This window comes from Anabaena subtropica FACHB-260 (assembly GCF_014697105.1).
Lineage (GTDB): Bacteria > Cyanobacteriota > Cyanobacteriia > Cyanobacteriales > Nostocaceae > Trichormus > Trichormus subtropicus.
On the sequence record NZ_JACJRF010000031.1, the window covers coordinates 1 to 17322 of the forward strand.

General features: G+C 40.2%; 12 protein-coding genes. 2 read left to right on the forward strand and 10 right to left on the reverse strand.

Annotation, left to right across the window (positions count from 1 at the left end; genetic code table 11):
- Positions 1-96: 96 nt before the first annotated feature.
- From H6G18_RS16815 to H6G18_RS16825, 3 genes are all read right to left on the reverse strand, one after another.
- Complete coding sequence (locus H6G18_RS16815) at positions 97-1932, reverse strand: DUF262 domain-containing protein (protein WP_190408245.1); 1836 nt, start codon at positions 1930-1932, stop codon at positions 97-99.
- 4 nt (positions 1933-1936) lie between these two features.
- On the reverse strand, positions 1937-4063 hold the full coding sequence (locus H6G18_RS16820) for a type I restriction-modification system subunit M (RefSeq protein ID WP_190408246.1): 2127 nt from the start codon (positions 4061-4063) through the stop codon (positions 1937-1939).
- Positions 4064-4143: 80 nt separating this feature from the next.
- Positions 4144-4599 carry a MerR family transcriptional regulator gene (locus H6G18_RS16825; RefSeq protein ID WP_190408247.1) on the reverse strand — a complete coding sequence of 152 codons (456 nt, stop codon included), beginning with the start codon at positions 4597-4599 and terminating at the stop codon, positions 4144-4146.
- 69 nt (positions 4600-4668) lie between these two features.
- Here H6G18_RS16825 and cas12k point away from each other — a divergent pair, with 69 nt between their 5' ends.
- On the forward strand, positions 4669-6585 hold the full coding sequence (gene cas12k / locus H6G18_RS16830; RefSeq protein ID WP_190408248.1) for a type V CRISPR-associated protein Cas12k: 1917 nt from the start codon (positions 4669-4671) through the stop codon (positions 6583-6585).
- A gap of 951 nt (positions 6586-7536) precedes the next feature.
- Here cas12k and mutS read toward each other — a convergent pair.
- The 4 genes from mutS to H6G18_RS16850 form a co-directional block, all read right to left on the reverse strand.
- Entirely contained in the window at positions 7537-10101 is a 2565-nt protein-coding gene (gene mutS, locus H6G18_RS16835) for a DNA mismatch repair protein MutS (RefSeq protein WP_190408249.1), read from the reverse strand.
- A gap of 90 nt (positions 10102-10191) precedes the next feature.
- Positions 10192-10812: a DUF4276 family protein gene (locus H6G18_RS16840; protein ID WP_190408250.1), complete on the reverse strand. Its 621-nt coding sequence runs from the start codon at positions 10810-10812 to the stop codon at positions 10192-10194.
- The gene (locus H6G18_RS16845; RefSeq protein ID WP_190408251.1) at positions 10806-11999 is read right to left on the reverse strand and encodes an AAA family ATPase; all 1194 of its coding nucleotides are present in this window, start codon (positions 11997-11999) and stop codon (positions 10806-10808) included. The genes H6G18_RS16840 and H6G18_RS16845 overlap by 7 nt, the downstream gene beginning before the upstream one ends.
- A gap of 470 nt (positions 12000-12469) precedes the next feature.
- Complete coding sequence (locus tag H6G18_RS16850; RefSeq protein ID WP_190408252.1) at positions 12470-14071, reverse strand: alkaline phosphatase D family protein; 1602 nt, start codon at positions 14069-14071, stop codon at positions 12470-12472.
- 325 nt (positions 14072-14396) lie between these two features.
- Between H6G18_RS16850 and H6G18_RS16855 the strand changes: the two genes are divergently transcribed.
- Positions 14397-14948 (forward strand): PEP-CTERM sorting domain-containing protein, encoded by a 552-nt coding sequence (locus H6G18_RS16855; RefSeq protein WP_190408253.1) that lies wholly within the window; start codon positions 14397-14399, stop codon positions 14946-14948.
- A 96-nt stretch (positions 14949-15044) separates the two neighbouring features.
- On the opposite strand, the gene H6G18_RS16860 is transcribed toward H6G18_RS16855, so the two are convergent.
- From H6G18_RS16860 to H6G18_RS16870, 3 genes are all read right to left on the reverse strand, one after another.
- On the reverse strand, positions 15045-16166 hold the full coding sequence (locus H6G18_RS16860) for an AI-2E family transporter (RefSeq protein WP_190408254.1): 1122 nt from the start codon (positions 16164-16166) through the stop codon (positions 15045-15047).
- A 106-nt stretch (positions 16167-16272) separates the two neighbouring features.
- Positions 16273-16716: an NUDIX hydrolase gene (locus H6G18_RS16865; protein WP_190408255.1), complete on the reverse strand. Its 444-nt coding sequence runs from the start codon at positions 16714-16716 to the stop codon at positions 16273-16275.
- Positions 16717-16747: 31 nt separating this feature from the next.
- A complete protein-coding gene (locus tag H6G18_RS16870; protein WP_242040371.1) occupies positions 16748-17152 on the reverse strand; it encodes a hypothetical protein in 405 nt (134 codons plus the stop codon).
- Positions 17153-17322: the final 170 nt, after the last annotated feature.

The window sequence follows — 17322 nt, forward strand, 5'->3', positions numbered from 1 at the left end:
GATATCGGGCATGGGCTGATTGTGGTTTTTGAGTTGTCGTTGTGAGAGACAATAACTCTACTACATCGGCCCTCTCTCTTCATCCTCTTATTTTGGCTAAGGTATTGACTCAAGCAACCTGTTTAAACGCTCTGGGTTCCAAATTTCCTCTGCAATCTTTTGATAAAGCTTTTGCCGTGCGTCCAAATCAGCTTTTTTAAATTCCTTATGAGGCTGAAACAGTAGCCCAGAGCGTTCCTTATATCTCAAAAAACCTGGATTATGGTCATAACATTGAGAATTAAGTGATTGAGCTAAAAGATTCTGACCGTAGTAATGAGGTAGTTTGTCAGCGTAAGGCAAGTCACCATAACTAGCATTAAATGACTTCGGCAGCAGTAACAATCCCCCAATACGGTTACGATACTCATAGAAATCTGCACTACTGGAAAACTCATCTGAGTGACGCTGGTGTTTATTTGCCCAAATATGCTCTACCTCATATCGAGTTTTACCAGTGGCAATATATTCGCTATAACGTGATGGTATTCCCGATTGCGTTTCTATGTAATCTGTTATCCGAGCAAGGAATTGGTAAATAGCATTGTAGTTTTGCTGATGCAGTAGCAGTCGTTCATTAGAAGCAAAAACTTCTGGTTCTGCATCTAACTTCTGCCGCATAATCGTTACAAGTTCAGTCGGTGCTTTCCCCCGAATATCCCGCATAACCACAAACATGGCATACTGCATCGTGTTGTATGTAATGGTTCGGAAATTCCATAACCTCCGAGCAAGCAGAATATCAAGAAAACTTGCCGCTAAACGAATCTTTTGATTTATGATACCTGGGTCATCATCTGGATTTAAAGGTGCAAGCAGCAATGGATATTGAAGGGTAAAACCGTGCTGTGCATTGTAGAAAACTTCCTCTAACCCTGGTTTCAAGGAAATCGATGCTTCCCGCAACTGTAAGTATTGGCGACTATAAAATGCAAAATCTCGCTCTATGAAGCGCACAAAATCAGCATTTTTGTTGAGTCCCATTTTCAGCTTATGGTCACGTACCCAACGGTGAAACTCTGTACTGATGCGGTCAAAGTCACCAGGGACAGCACCTTTTTTACGTTCCCGAATTGTCTGGGCGTACTGACTGCGAAGCCAAGTTTTAATCGCATCGGCTTCTTCATCTTTACCCAACTCTATCAATTCACTTACACGCTTTTTCCAAAGCTGATTCGCCTGAACCTTTTTAGCTTCATCACTGATATTCGCCAGCAAAAAGCCTTTAAGCATATCCGTAGGTGAAAGAGATAGCCCTCGGTCATTCATCGTTTCAAAAATGGTATAGGCATCCTCATCGGAGTAAGCTGTAATCTCAACGATGTGGACGTTCTCTATCAACCAGTCTATAAAGTAGGGTAAAGCTTCTTTAGTTAAATCTTGTGGGAAATATTCTTTAATATTGGCATAACGCGCAACAATATTCTTTACTGACTCTGGTTGATCGGTGTCATCAAAAGAAACGTTATTGAAGAGAGCTTCCATGCAAGCATTACGCTCTTCAACATCTAAATTAAAGGATTTTTTCCGATGCCTTTCGGAGAAAATTAAGTCGTCGAGTTTTACTTTGTCGGGGCGATCTTTTTGAAGATTATGCAGAAAAATTAGTAATAGAGATAAGGTAGTGAGGCGTTGCTGTCCATCAATAATGAATTTCTTTATTTCTTTCTGGCTAACAATAATTGACCCCAAGAAATAATGCCCGTAATTTTCAATGGCTTCTGGTTCATGACTCGGATCAAAATCATTAAGGAATTTCCCGGCTAGGTCTTCCAGCAGTTCTTGAACCTGTTTGGGTTCCCACTTATATTCTCTTTGGTAATAGTCGATAGCGTATTTATTACCACTGAGCAGTTGACGAATAGTTTTAGCATCACCCCGAATTTCTTTCATAATGCTATTTTTCCTCGCTAACAATCTGGCGTAAAACACCTTCTGTTTCTGCTTCTAAAGCAAAGATATCTGCGGCTATTTCTTCCAAACTCCGCAACGGTTTGAACTTATAAAAATATTTAGTAAAAGAAATTTCATAACCCCTGACCGTTTTCTCGTAATCTATCCAAGCATCTGGTACATGAGGTAGCACTTCACGAGCAAAATACTCGTCAATATCTTCCTTCAATGGCACATTCTCTGTATCTCGCAATTCAGAATCAGGCTCATAAGTTACTGCATCTTTAGTTTTTTTCTTAATTACAGGTTCCGCCGTTTCGTCTTTCTCTGTGAATGTGTCATAAACTAACTTAAACTCTTTAGCAGTTAGTTTAAGTTCTTTCGCCTTCAGTGCTTTTTCAAATTCTTGCTTAACTCGATTAAAATCTTTGTGAGGTTCGCTGCCAAACAAGTCTTTTAATATCCCCAAAATTACACCATTTTTTGTAGCCGAGGTGATATTTAGTGGTATTTCCTGTTGTCCTACACTACTTGTGTTAGTAGATGAAGTAGTAGGACTTGTTCCTAGAAACTGCGCTACTTGTTCAGGTGTAACTTGAAAAGTTAACCTTAAAGGACGGTCAACAGTAATTTTATGATAACCAAAATCTTCGTTATCAAAAATTTTAGACTGTTCTGTTTCTTCAAACGCTAAAAATGTTTCTGTAATTCGCTGAATATCTGCTTGTGTTAGCTCACAATTTTTCTTACCTAAATTTTTTCTTAACTTGCCATACCATTCAGTGGCATCAATTAACTGTACCTTGCCTCGACGCTGTTCAGGTTTGCGATTAGACAGCACCCAAATATAAGTAGCAATACCCGTGTTATAAAACATATTCAAAGGTAAGCCGATGATGCACTCTAACCAATCATTTTCAATAATCCAGCGACGAATATTACTTTCCCCGCCACCTGCATCACCAGTAAATAAAGCTGAACCATTATGAACAATTGCTATTCGACTACCCAAGGTAGTGGACTGCTTCATTTTAGAAAGCATATTCACCAAAAATAACAATTGACCGTCACTGCTACGAGGTAACAAAGTCAGCTTTTCTCCTGGTTTTAACCCAGGATGTTCTACAGCAAAACGGGGGTCTTTAACTTCCTTCTTTTTGCCATCAAACACAGCTTCTTGGTCTACAGTCCAAGACTTGCCATAGGGAGGATTAGCAAGCATAAAGTCGAACTGTAAATCAGCAAACTTGTCATGAGAAATTGTTGAACCAAACCAAATTTTTTCCGGGTCACGACCCTTAATCAACATATCCGACTTACAAATGGCGTATGTTTCTGGGTTAACTTCCTGCCCATATAACTCGATTGTGACTTTTTTCGCTGATTTTTCGACAAGATGTTGAATAAATGCTTCTGATTCTGTCAACATCCCCCCAGAACCACAAGCGTCATCATATACCAAATAAGTACCACCTTGAATCTGATTTTCAACTGGCAGAAATATCAAATTCACCATTAACTGAATAATGTCACGAGGGGTGAAGTGTTCCCCCGCTTCTTCGTTATTCTCTTCGTTAAACTTGCGGATTAATTCCTCGAACACAGAACCCATGCCCAGGTTAGTTAATCCCTCATGAATAATCTCACCCTTTTCATTTTTAACTGCTTCAGAACTAAGGTTAATTTCCTTAGCAACAAATTTTTGAATTAGAGCATAAAGCCGATTACTTTCTACTAAAGTCTCAATTTGATTTCGCAGTTTAAACTTAGCAATAATCTCTTGTACGTTCTCGCTAAAACCATTTAAATAATTTTCAAAATTTGCCCGAATATCGCTAGGAAAATCGAGCAAGGTTTTAAAAGTAAATTGAGAAGTATTATAAAATACATAACCCGTTACTCTAGGAAGCTGTTGCGCTATGGCATTTTGTCCGAAATTGCCTTCTTCCAGCCGCTTATAAAGTTCAAGTACCTTATCTTTAGTAGGTTCTAATAAGCAATCCAAACGCCGTAGTACCGTCATTGGCAGAATGACATCTCGGTACTTACCGCGTACATAGACATCTCTCAATACATCGTCGGCAATACTCCAGATAAAGTTAACAATAGTGTTGTGTGTCGTGTAATTCATATTGCCAGCACAGTAGGCGATTGCATCCCAATAGTTGTAACAGTTTAAGGTACAGTGGTGTCTGCTTTATACAGCCAGTCTTAATTTTTCTCTAACTTTTGACGCAACTGCTGATAAATCACGTCCAGCCAAACGGGAATCACAGGCTTACCTTCATCTAAAGATGCGATCGCCTTCGTTCTGTCATACTCCATTAGTGCAAGCGATACCTTTGGCACACCTAACGGTGAACGCTCCTGTGCTTCTAACAACAACATGAAGCGTTTACCTGTACCAGAACTAAATAACTCTGGTTCTTCGTCTCTCAGAGTTTTCAAGGTTTCGCAAGCGATATCAAAACTCAAACCTACAGACAGCCAATATACCATAGCTGCCAGCTCTACTAAATTGGTTTTTGAGTAATAAATACTACGCCCTATACCCGTATCACTAATGACAGGAATTACCACCCCTTTTTCTCGCCAATACTGGAGTTGACGGAGTGTACAACCTGTAATTTGAGATGCTTCCTTACTTGTAAAAAATGTCTCCTGCATAGATTTTTATTTTACAGAAGACCTGTTTAATACAAATATGTTAGTATTGAACAAAATTGTTTATAACGTATGAGCCAAATCACTATTCAGTGTCGTCTTGTAGCTTCTGAAACAACTCGTCATCAACTCTGGAAGTTAATGGCTCAGTTAAATACGCCACTGATTAATGAACTATTGGTTCAAGTAGCTCAACAGCCTGAGTTTGAAACTTGGCGACAAAAGGGCAAACACCCGACTGGTATTGTCAAAGAACTATGCCAGCCTTTGAAAACTGACCCTCGCTTTATTGGTCAACCAGGACGTTTTTACACAAGTGCGATCGCCACAGTGAATTACATCTACAAATCTTGGCTGGCATTGATGAAGCGATCGCAATCTCAACTGGAAGGTAAAATGCGCTGGCTGGAAATGCTGAAAAGTGATACCGAATTAGTAGAAATAAGTGGTGTGACTTTAGAAAGCCTTCGTACTAAAGCTGCTGAAACACTGGCTCAATTTGCCCCCCAGCCAGATACAGTTGAACCACAACCAGCTAAAGGAAAGAAAAATAAGAAAATCAAAAAATCTGAAAAATCAGATAGCGACCGTAGCATTTCTCAAATTTTATTTGAGGCTTACCGTGATACAGAAGACAACTTGACTCGTTGTGCGATTAGCTACTTACTCAAAAACGGCTGCAAAATCAACAATAAAGAGGAAGATAGTGAAAAATTTGCTAAACGCCGCCGTAAACTGGAAATTCAGATTGAACGTCTAAGAGAACAACTAGAGGCACGAGTCCCCAAAGGCCGAGACTTAACTGATGCTAAATGGTTAGAAACTCTTTTGCTTGCCACTAATAACGCTCCTGAAAATGAAGCGGAGGCGAAATTTTGGCAGGACAGGCTTTTAAAAAAATCTAGCACAGTACCTTTCCCAGTTGCTTATGAAACCAACGAAGATATGACTTGGTTTAAGAACAAGCTTGGACGTATTTGTGTGAAATTCAATGGTTTGAGTAAGAAACATAGCTTTCAAGTCTACTGTGATTCTCGCCATCTCCACTGGTTCCAACGCTTTTTAGAAGACCAACAAATTAAACACAACAGTAAAAAGCAACACTCTAGTGGTCTATTTACTCTCCGAAGTGGGCGTATTGCTTGGCAACAAGGAGAAAGTAAAGGCGATCCTTGGAAAGTTAACCACTTAATCCTTTACTGTTCTGTAGATACTCGCCTGTGGACAACTGAAGGAACAAACCTAGTTAGAGAAGAGAAAGCAGAAGAAATTGCTAAAACTATCACCAAAACAAAAGCCAAAGGAGAACTCAACGATAAACAACAAGCTTACATAAAACGCAAGAACTCATCTCTAGCGAGAATCGATAATCCCTTTCCTCGCCCCAGCAAACCCTTATATAAAGGTCAATCTCATATTCTTGTTGGTGTCAGCCTTGGTCTTGAGAAACCTACAACAGTAGCGGTAGTAGACGGCACTACCAGTAAAGTCATGACCTACCGCAGCATTAAACAATTACTGGGCGATAATTACAAACTGCTAAATCGACAGCGACAACAAAAACATTTATTGTCTCACCAACGGCAAATAGCTCAAATGCTGTCCGCACCAAATGAATTTGGAGAATCAGAGTTCGGGCAGTATGTCGATAGATTACTAGCTAAAGAAATTGTGGCGATCGCCCAAACATACAAAGCTGGCTCTATTGTCCTGCCTAAATTGGGCGATATGCGAGAACAGCTACAAAGTGAGATTCAAGCTAAAGCCGAACAAAAATCAGATTTGATAGAAGTTCAACAAAAATATGCCAAACAGTACCGAGTTAGTGTTCATCAGTGGAGTTATGGTCGATTGATTGCAAATATTCGCTCGTCAGCAGCTAAGGCTGGAATTGTGATAGAGGAATCGAAACAACCGATTCGAGGTAGCCCACAGGAGAAAGCGAAAGAACTAGCGATCTCCGCTTACCATTCTCGCAAAAGAAACTGATTGACAAAACACCGAACCTTGACAATAAAATAAGGAAATTCAACAGCGCCGCAGTTCATGCTTGTTACAAGCCTCTGTGCTGTGTAAGTTTGGGTTAGTTTGACTGCTGTTAAACAGTCTTGCTTTCTGACCCTGGTAGCTGCCCACCTTGATGCTGCTGTTCCTTGAGGACAGGAATAAGGTGCGCCCCCAGTAATAGAGGTGCGGGTTTACCGCAGTGGTGGCTACTGAATCACCTCCGATCAAGGAGGAACCCACCTTAATTATTTTTTTGGCGAATCGAAGCGGGGTCAATTTTCCTGGGGATTCTGCCAAAAGTTCAAATCGCTTATCTAGTGAGGTTCATAGCCTTTAAAGTGTCAGTTAATTTACTTTTTTGAGTGTTGACTGATGAGCGATTTTGGGAGACATGGCAAAAATGCTTTTAGAACTATTGGCAAGCCAAGGGTTTGAGGTGCAGAGTTTCAACGCCCCTCCCAGCTAGAGGCGGGTTGAAAGCTGATGCCTTGCGATTTTACTTAGCAGCCAATACCTGTTTCAACGCCCCTCTCAGATAGAAGCGGGTTGAAAGAACGTATAAAGTGGTCAATTGTTGATTGTGATGGCGAGTTTCAACGCCCCTCCCAGATAGAGGCGGGTTGAAAGATTCGAGTTAGTCAGTTAATAAATCAATTAAATTTGAGTTTCAAAAGCAATGTCAGAGTAAGGTGGGTTGGAAGATGGGGCAGATTGAGAATAGAAAAGTTGAACACAACGTGAGTTTTAAAAGCTGTGTTATCGTGTGCCAAGTTTTATACATTACACAACACATCACGTTGAAAAGTTTAATGAGATTATTTTCTTAATAGTTAGTCAACACAATTTGAAAACAAAAAATTGTTAATATGGACATTAATTAATTAAAATTGACATTAATTTGTTAACAGTGACAAATAATTAGTTAATGTACAGCTAAAGACCTTCACGCAATCCCATTGCAATCTTACTATGTTTCTCAATCTGCCCCATGACTTGTTTTGCCCGTTGAATGACCACGGCTGGTAAACCCGCTAACCGTCCTGCTTCGATACCATAGGATTTATCAGCGCCGCCTGGTTGGACTTGGTGCAGAAAGATAATTTGGTCTGGTAATTCTTTGACTGTGACTTGATAATTAGCCACATTGGGTAACATTCCCGCCAGTTCGTTTAATTCGTGGTAATGGGTAGCAAAAATGGTGCGGGAACGAATTTCGGTGGCGAGATATTCTGCTACCGCCCACGCAATAGAAAGACCGTCAAAAGTTGCGGTTCCTCTACCAATTTCATCTAGTAAAACTAAGGATCTAGATGTGGCATGATTGAGGATATTTGCTGTCTCATTCATTTCTACCATGAAGGTAGATTGACCAGTGGCTAAATCATCAACTGCACCAACACGGGTAAAAATGCGATCGCATACTCCCAACCTAGCAGATTTAGCCGGCACAAAACTACCAATTTGTGCCATTAACTGAATTAATCCCACTTGACGCAGGTAACAACTTTTACCACTGGCGTTAGGCCCAGTCAGAATAATCAGGTCAGGAAGTGAAATGTTTTCTTCCCCACTCCCCAAATTAGTAGAATTTGGCACAAAGAAGCCGGCAGGTAAGGACTGTTCTACAACTGGATGACGACCATCCACAATTCCTATTTCGCGCCCATGCACCATTTCCGGACGACAGTAACCTTGATGCACCGCCAACTCTGCTAAACCACACAACACATCGGCGGCGGCTACGGCGCGGGAAAGGTTGCGAATTACTTCCGCCTGTTCTCCTACCTTTTCCCGCAACGCCACAAATACCTCATATTCTAATTTATGTAAATCATCCCGTGCTGTAAGAATCCTGGCTTCCCGTTCCTTCAGTTCTGGGGTGATGTAACGTTCCTCATTCTTCAGGGTTTGTTTGCGGATATAATTAGCGGGTACTTGGTCAGCTTTGGCGCGGGAAATACTGATGTAATAACCGAAGGTTTCGTTAAATCCTACTTTGAGGAGTGGGATTCCCGTTCTCGCCCTTTCGTCCACTTCTAAATTAGCAATCCATTGGTGGTCTGCTTCTACCGTCGCCTTTCTCTCATCCAATAAAGGATTCACCCCAGGACGAATCAAGCCGCCTTCTTTCAGGTGTAGTGGTGGTGTTTCTACTAAGTGAGCTTGTATATTTTGTGCCAATTCCTCTAAAATTGACGGTACTTTTTGCAAAGCTTTGAGAAAAGGCGAACGAGTATTAACTACTAAACTCGCTAATTCTGGTAAACGGGAGAGAGAATCAGCTAAAGCAACTAAATCTCTAGCATTCGCTGTTCCTGAACTTGCTCGTCCTGTGAGTCTTTCTAAGTCGTAAATTTGCCGTAATAAATGCCGTAAATCTTGACGTAGAGGGGTATTATCTACTAGTTCTTGAATGGTGTCTTGGCGTGAGCAAATACCTTTAATATCGAGTAGCGGTTGTAACAACCATCGCCGCAAAGCCCGACTCCCCATTGCCGTGCTAGTTTTATCTAATGCCCAGAGTAAGGAACCGTGAAAAGTGCCATCACGGACTGTTTGCGTGATTTCTAGATTCCGGCGGGTTTGGTTATCAACTATTAAATAATCGGTAATAGTGTAGGTGCGGAGTCTTTGGAGAGTAACGGGGCTAGTTTTTTGGGTATCTTCCACATACTCCAACAACCCCCCAGCAGCACGGACTGCTAAAGGGAGATTGTCGCAACCCAAACCTTCAAGCGATCGCACCTTAAATTTCTGTAATAATGTACTTCTAGCTTCGGCTTGGGAAAAAGGTAGTTGCGGCCGCAAACTATAACAAAATGATGGTGGTAAACATTCTGGTAAGTGGGGTGAAGTTTCCCCCGGACGCAGCAGTGTACCCAAATCAGGGGCGTTGGTAGGAACAAGCACCTCGGACGGTTGCAAGCGCATCAATTCTTGGGTGAGATGTTCTAAATCACTACCCTGAGTTGTGAGAAATTCCCCAGTGGAGATATCTGCATAAGCTAAACCCCAATGATTACCAGTAATTACTACAGCAGCTAGGTAATTATTGCGTCTGGAACTCAGCATTCCTTCTTCTAGCAAAGTTCCTGGGGTGAGGATGCGCGTCACCTCCCGACGCACCAAGCCCACCGCTTCAGAAGCATCTTCTACTTGGTCACAAATCACCACAGCGTAGCCCTTTTCCACCAGTTGGGTAGTGTAGCGTTCCCAAGCATGGTGAGGGACACCAGTCATTGCTACCCGTCCGACTTCACCACCATGTTTACTTGTCAGAACTAATTCCAATTCTCTAGCTACTGTGACAGCATCTTGAAAAAACGTTTCAAAAAAATCACCTACCCGATACAGCAACAACGCATGAGGATACTTATCTTTAACCTCCACATAGTGCTGATACATTTTACTCAGCTTAGTCCGGTCTACTAGTTGAGTGTTGGCGTGGGGTGTTGGGGGAGTATTCGGTTGCGTTGGCTGAATGTCAGAAGCGGTCATAGATAGATGCTAGGATTTACGCACAGAAAAGCCACAATATTCGATGATAGCGTGATGTGTTGAGTTGGGGGGCGATCGCGCAAACTTTTTTTATGGTTCCATTATCTCTTGTAAAGTCATGAATAGGCGATCGCAGTACGGTGAAGCTTGGCGGACTTTGCTGACATCCAGCAATTCCAGCAGCTTAGAGGCGTGTTTAATTTTCTGATACTCTCCCTTAGTAGTATTACGAGTAGCATCCTTGAGACTAGGCTCTAAGCTATCTTTAGCAATAGTCTCTACATTAGAGTTTGTGGAAATAGCATTTTCTTTAAAACCTTTACCATAAAATTTTTTGAGCATTTCCATATCGGCAATCAACCAAGCCTCCATTGCTTGTACCATCAAATGACACTGGCTGTTATCAACTCCTGATGGTTTATCCCAATTATCCCTAAACTTTAAATGTTGCCAAGGTGACTCTACTTTTACCGATGCTTCTGCATCAACCAACAGTACATTAAATGCGTCTGGATGGTCTTGCAAAGCATTCTTGAAGTCCCGAAAAGCATTATTACGAGTCCCACAGATAATAATACTCCATTTGACTTTTTTACTTCTTGCTAGTTCAACCAATGGCCTGAAAAATTGATTAAACCCTTGCCTAATTAATGCTTTTTGATTTTTACCATCACCACCACCTTCTACATAAATTCGCACCTCCTTTACCATCGATTTCCCCCAATTTCACCCATCCGCCACAAGTCACCAAGATTATAATTTTCTAACCAATTCTTCAGTTTTTCAGCTTCAAGACTACGCAGATGAGAACCTTTATCATCTCGTTCACATACTAATATTGATTCAGGATACTCAGTTAAAGCAGAAACCAAAGCATCAGAGTGAGTTGTGACAATTAATTGTGTTCTTTGAGATGCTTCAATCAGCATTTCTGCAATAGTTGGTAAAATATCTGGATGTAAACCGATTTCTGGTTCTTCAAGACAAATTAGTGGTGGTGGAGTGGGGTCAAGCAGCAAAGCCATTAAAAATAAATAACGGAGTGTACCATCAGATAAACGATTTGCAGGAATTGGTTGAGTAAGTCCCTCTTCTCGAATAAATATTTGTACTGTACCACCATATATTCTGACACTGAGTTCTTCTGCTGCTTCATAAAATTTATTCAATTTTTCAATGAGTTTTCTATTACCTATTGTGTGTTGTAAATTATTTAAGAATAGTCCTAAGTTGCTTCCATCTTCTAGTAAGGGATGTTCAGGTAAATCAGTTTTCTGAGCATTTCTTGGTTCTGAATATCGCCCCATTTGCCAATGACGATATAAACTGATATTTGAAAAGCTTTTACTTATGTAAAAAAGTTCTGGATGCACTTCAGGGTCTCTTCTTTGAGATAAAATAGACTGTTCCAAACTCAAATTATCTCTATTAATATAGGCTTTTAATCTTTCTCCATTTTTAGTAACATTATTTAATATAGGACGACCACTTTGATAACGATAGTAAAAATAGACATCATCTTCAACTGGATATTTTTCTTCATCCTCTACAAGTTCGTCAACTAGCAATAGTCTTTGCCCTGTCGCAGTAAAGCTTAATTGATAATGTAAATTCTGAGGTTTTTGTGGGTAGTCTAAAATAACCTCTATTGTAGCTATTAGATTTTTATCACTACCTTTCCAAAGAAACTCATTCACTCCCCCACCTTGACGAAATGGAACAAGTAAATCTGTAGGTGTCGCTTTTAAAATACCGATGGCTTCAATTAAATTAGACTTACCAGATGTATTTGGGCCTATTAATACATTGAGTGGTTGTAATTCGATTTCTTCGCCTTCACTTCCATAAGAAAGAAAATTTCTTGACCTAATTTTATGGATGAATCTTTTGCCTTCCATTTACGTATCCTATTCGGCTCATCATCTCTAAGCTTACTACGGAAATTGTTAAGCCTAAACGCAACCTTAACGCCAAGCAGTCACTTAAAGCTTCCCTTAATGTAGCGTTTATCAGTATATATTCCTGCGGCGAGCTATGCCTACGCTCTAATTGTGCAAAAAATCACGCAAAGGCATTACCTGGTTCAACGTTATAATTTATTAACTGGATAAAGCCAAGAGACTCTAGGTTACTTGTTTATTGCTGTAACCCAACTAAATCTATTCGGGGATAATCTGTAATTACTACTACTTTAAAAAACCAAAGTCATTTATTACTATACTTAGTTGCATTGCTGGTCTTGTTCTAATACATTTATCTCGTTAGAGTACCCAGCCAAACAATTTAAATAACTATGGCATGAGTGTTTTTAATAAGGACTTTAGTGCTTAGAAAAATTAGGACTAAAGTCCTTACTACGAACTGATGTTTATGCTTCTGGTGGTAAATCTACGCTGTAAACTGTATCTCCTACTAAGTTACGTAGTGATACAGTCATTACTTTTGAGACAGCATCAATTTTGACTGCGCCGAAGAATTGCAAACCTGCGCTGGGAGGGCGATTTGCTCTTGTACCTGGGGGTAGGCTTTGAAAAATTAATTGGGGGCCAAAGGTGTTTTCTAATTGGTTGGGGCCGAATGTACCAGAGTTGAGAGGCCCGGCGACAAACTCCCAGAAAGGCTTAAAGTCTTGAAACTGGGCTTTGTTGGGGTCGTAATAGTGGGCAGCTGCGTAATGAACATCAGCCGTTAACCAGACAACATTCTTGATATTTCTATTTTTGATAAATCTTAGTAAATCTGCAATTTCTAATTCCCTTCCTAAAGGTACGCCGTTGTCTGCGTTAGCCCAAGCTTCAAAATCAGTGCTACCATCTCTAACTATCAATCCCAAAGGCATATCACTAGCGATGATTTTCCATGTGGCTTTTGATGTGAGCAATTGTCTTTTTAGCCATTGTATCTGTGTGACACCAAGCATTTGTGTATCTTTGCTGGCTGTTGGCTGACGGTTGGGGGTGTTTCGACCCCGGTAGGTGCGCTCATCTAGCATGAAAATGTCTAGTGATGGGCCGTAGTTAAAGGAGCGATAAATTCTGGCTTGGTCTGTATTATTGGTTGCATAGTCAATAGGCAGATATTCCAAAAAGGCTTGTCTTCCCCTTTGCGCCAATAAGTTAACATCCTTGACTTGATAGCGGTTATCGTTGAGAATTTCGCCAGGATACCAGTTATTTGTGACTTCGTGGTCGTCCCACTGTGCCAACATGGGAACTTCAGCGTTAAAACGCTTAACATTTTCATCTAGCAAGTTGTAGATGTAGTTACCACGAAATTCTTTGAGTGTTTCGGCTACTTTTGATTTCTCTTCTGTGGTGATGTTGCGCCAAATTGTGCCGTCGTCTAATCTGACTTGTGCTTGAATTGGGCCATCAGCATAAATATTATCGCCGGAATGGATGAAAAAGTCTGGTTGGAGTTGGCGCATGGTTTCATAAATTTTCATTCCACCAAAATCGGGATTAATACCCCAACCTTGACCGGCTGTATCACCACCCCAAACAAAGAATATGTCTCGTCCAGATATGGGGGGTGTGCGGAAAGTACCATCAACAGGAGCGCTGTAGGTGTTTTGATTATCTAAATCTTGGAAAAGCACCCGATAAAATATTTGTTGGTTTGGGGGGAGGTTTCTGAGATTAAGTCTGGCGGTGAAGTCGCTATTATCTAAGGCGTTAGGGCCTAACACCCGTTGCACGTTACTAAAAGTTTCGCTAGTGGAATATTCTACGATCATTTTGGCAGGGCGATCGCTCCGGCTCCAAATCACCACACTATTATTTGTGATATCTCCAGTGGCTACGCCATAAGGTATAGCAGGACGCATTCTATCAGATGTGATAATTGCAGGCGCTTGAGCAAAAACTTGTGATTTTGATACTAGATTTGTAGTGACAATACCACCTGCTGTCATCGCTGAACGTAGCAAAAACTGGCGACGATTTAGCTTTAATTGATGATTTGGTTCCATATTAATTAATGGCAAGCTGAAGCCAAAGGATTACAGCATCAGTGTTTACCATAGCTAGTTATGACTAAAAGTAAAGGTGGAGTTATCTAAGGGTTAATATATATTTCTTGATAAATATTTTGGTACTAGTTCCGTTGCTTCTCGCCAAAATATGTTAAGCAATCATATTACTTAATATAAAACAATTTATCTGTTATTTTTACCTCTAATTAAAGTCTACTTAAACATAATAACCACTAATAAGGAAATAATTAGGCAGGATTCAGCTGATAACTAACCCTTGCAGTTTGCATTGCTGACAAAGATTTACTGGGAGAAAACAGATATGAAATTATTTCCACAATTAGCACTTACTACTGCCATCTTGACGATAGGTTTTGCTACTGTAGGTACACAAATTACCTCTGCGGCAATTGTCAACTACTCTTTTAGTGTGGATAGTTCTACCAAGAAAGGGGAAGGCTTTTTTAGTTTTGATGACTCAATTTTTAGTAATGACAGTATTCCAGAAACTTTAGTACAGTCACTCTATTTCCAATTTGATGGTGACTCTACCGTTTACACAGAAAAAGATGATTTAGCCTACCCTTTCTTCCCTGTTGTTTTTTCAACTACATTTTTAACAGGAAAGCCAACTGTGGGATTAAGCTATTCGTTTTTAGATAAAACTAATCTCTCTGAACCCATAGTTTATGAAATCGTTGGTGATAATTTTACAATCCTTTCTGGAAGTTTTGCCAATACAGAAATTGACTTTGGTGGTGTAAATTATTCCCAAATACCTGAGCCTGCAACCTTGGGTGGTAGTCTGTTAACTTTTGGTCTTGGTTTGATGTTGAAAAAAAAGTCAACATCAATGAAAAAATCTAAAATTTAAGGACAAGATATTTGTTCTATTTGGTAATTGGTAATTGTTTTTACCATACCAATTACCACTTGCCATAAAAACTATTATTGTCCAACAAACATAATATTATTCTTGATTAGTTAATACTTCTATTGAAGAAACATCAATACCAATTTCTATATTTGTAGGTTCTGAATCAATATCCTTTATTTGATTTAATTCTCCATCCCGCCAACTATCAGCTATATCCTTAATAAAACTAGCGGTAGGAATAGCAATTAATAAGCCTAAAACACCTCCCAATTTAGCCCCCAACAATAGAGAAATTACTACCCAAACGGGATTTAAGCCAGTTAAATTACCCAAAATCCGTGGTGCAATAAAATTAGAATTTACTTGGTCGATAGCAACAGCTACGCCTAAAACTTCTACCCCTAACCAAAAGTTTTGTAATGCCACCAATAGACTAACTATGGCGATACCGATTCCTGTCCCAAAGGGGAAGAGGGAAAATAAACCAATTCCCAGACCAAAAAGTAAAGCTAAAGGAACTCGCAATGCTACAAATGCCAGTGTAATAGTTAATCCTAGTACAGCCCCTAGAGTGGCTTGACCGATAAAATAATTGTGAAAGTCCTCACGGAGTATTTGCCGCACTCTAGAACCAATATGGCTAGGAAACCATTGATAAAGACCATCCCATAAGCGATCGCCATTTAGTACCATATAGATAGTCAACACCACCGTCAGCAATACGTTAACCACAACACCAATGGTATCAAAGGCGAAACCCAGGATTTTCCCAGTTACAGACTGTAATTGACTAGATACCTTTTCTAAAACTTGAGTAACTAGACCACTTAAATTTACAGGTAACTGCTGGGTAGCTGCCCATTTTTGGAACGCGTCAATTTGTTGACCCCCAGAATCAATCCAATAGGGCAGAATATTAACCAGTTCATTAAGCTGTTCTATGACTAGGGGTACTAAAGTCACACCCAATCCGACTAAAATCACCACAGCCAAGAGTAATACACTGCCAATAGCTAAGTTACGTTTTACCTCCTGTTTTTGGAAAAACCGAATTGGGTAGTCCAAAACAAAAGCCAACAGAACAGCAGCCGCAAAAATATTCACCAAAGGTTGAAAATACTGCACAACCTGAAGCAGCAGCCAACCGTTGAGAATGGCTACTGGAAAAGCCAAACCGACAGTTAACCATCTAGGCAATTTATTTACTGACTCCATGAGTGGTAACTCCACACGAGGGAACTAATTAATTCAAAATTCAAAATTTAAAGAACTTTTGGGTAATGGAAATGGAGAGGTGGATGAAAAAAAGAAGAACTGTTGACTATTGACTATTGACGAGATCCTTTTCGATAAACTCTAATAAAATTTGCTGTGGTATCGCGCCCAGAGGTTTCTCTCCCCCCGCGTTTGCTGAATAAAAGTTACCTTGACGAATATCGTCTGGTGTTAATAAGCCCATATCCCAACCTTCATTTAACACCAGTTGATTAAATTCTACTAATAACGGCGCATGGAACACATGACGCACAACTACATTGTCGGCATAACAACCAAATTTAAAAAAATGTGGGAGAACATAGCCAATTTCTTCTAAAATTTCTCGCTGTACTGCTATATCTGGTGTTTCGCCGGGTTCAATGTGACCACCAAACAGCGCCCAATGAGCAGGATAAGGAATATTGGGGATATCATCCCGCAGTTGCATGAGAAACTTATTATCTTGGTAAAGAATAGCGATCGCTACTTGTATTGGTTGCTTACTCATAAAATTATCGTGGAAGTTTCTGTCACCAGTATTACTCCTCTTCTAGATAAACTTCTCCCAACTCTTCACCAGCTATAGGAATGCTTTTGTAGCGAACTTTACCTTTTACAACTACTGACTCTCCCTCTTTGAGATTATTTTGCTTAGTCACCACCCAGATTGTGCCAGTAGAATCATTAATTTTATATGCCCGTCGCTGTAATAGGGGAACTTGTTTTTCTACTTTACCTTGGACGTAAACGGTAACTTGTTTATCTTGTATTGGTTTAATTTCCCGAATCGGTGTGATATTACGGACAAAGCTAATATTAACGTCCTGTAAACCAGACATATTCAGGGTATCGCAACCCCATAACCCCACAATTAATAAAAACATCAATCCCAGACCATGAAATTTTCGGCATTTCATAAAAGTTACCAATTTGTCAATAGTCATTATTCATTAGTTCTCTTCTCCCCCTGCTACGCCACTTGCTCCACTTGGGGAGACCCCTTCTCTACGAGAGGCTTCCGCCAACGCGTAGCGTCTCGTAGAGAAGACCGCAGTGGCTCCCCTGCTCTCCTGCTTCTTCTCCTCCCCTATATGAGAAGATAAAACATATAGTC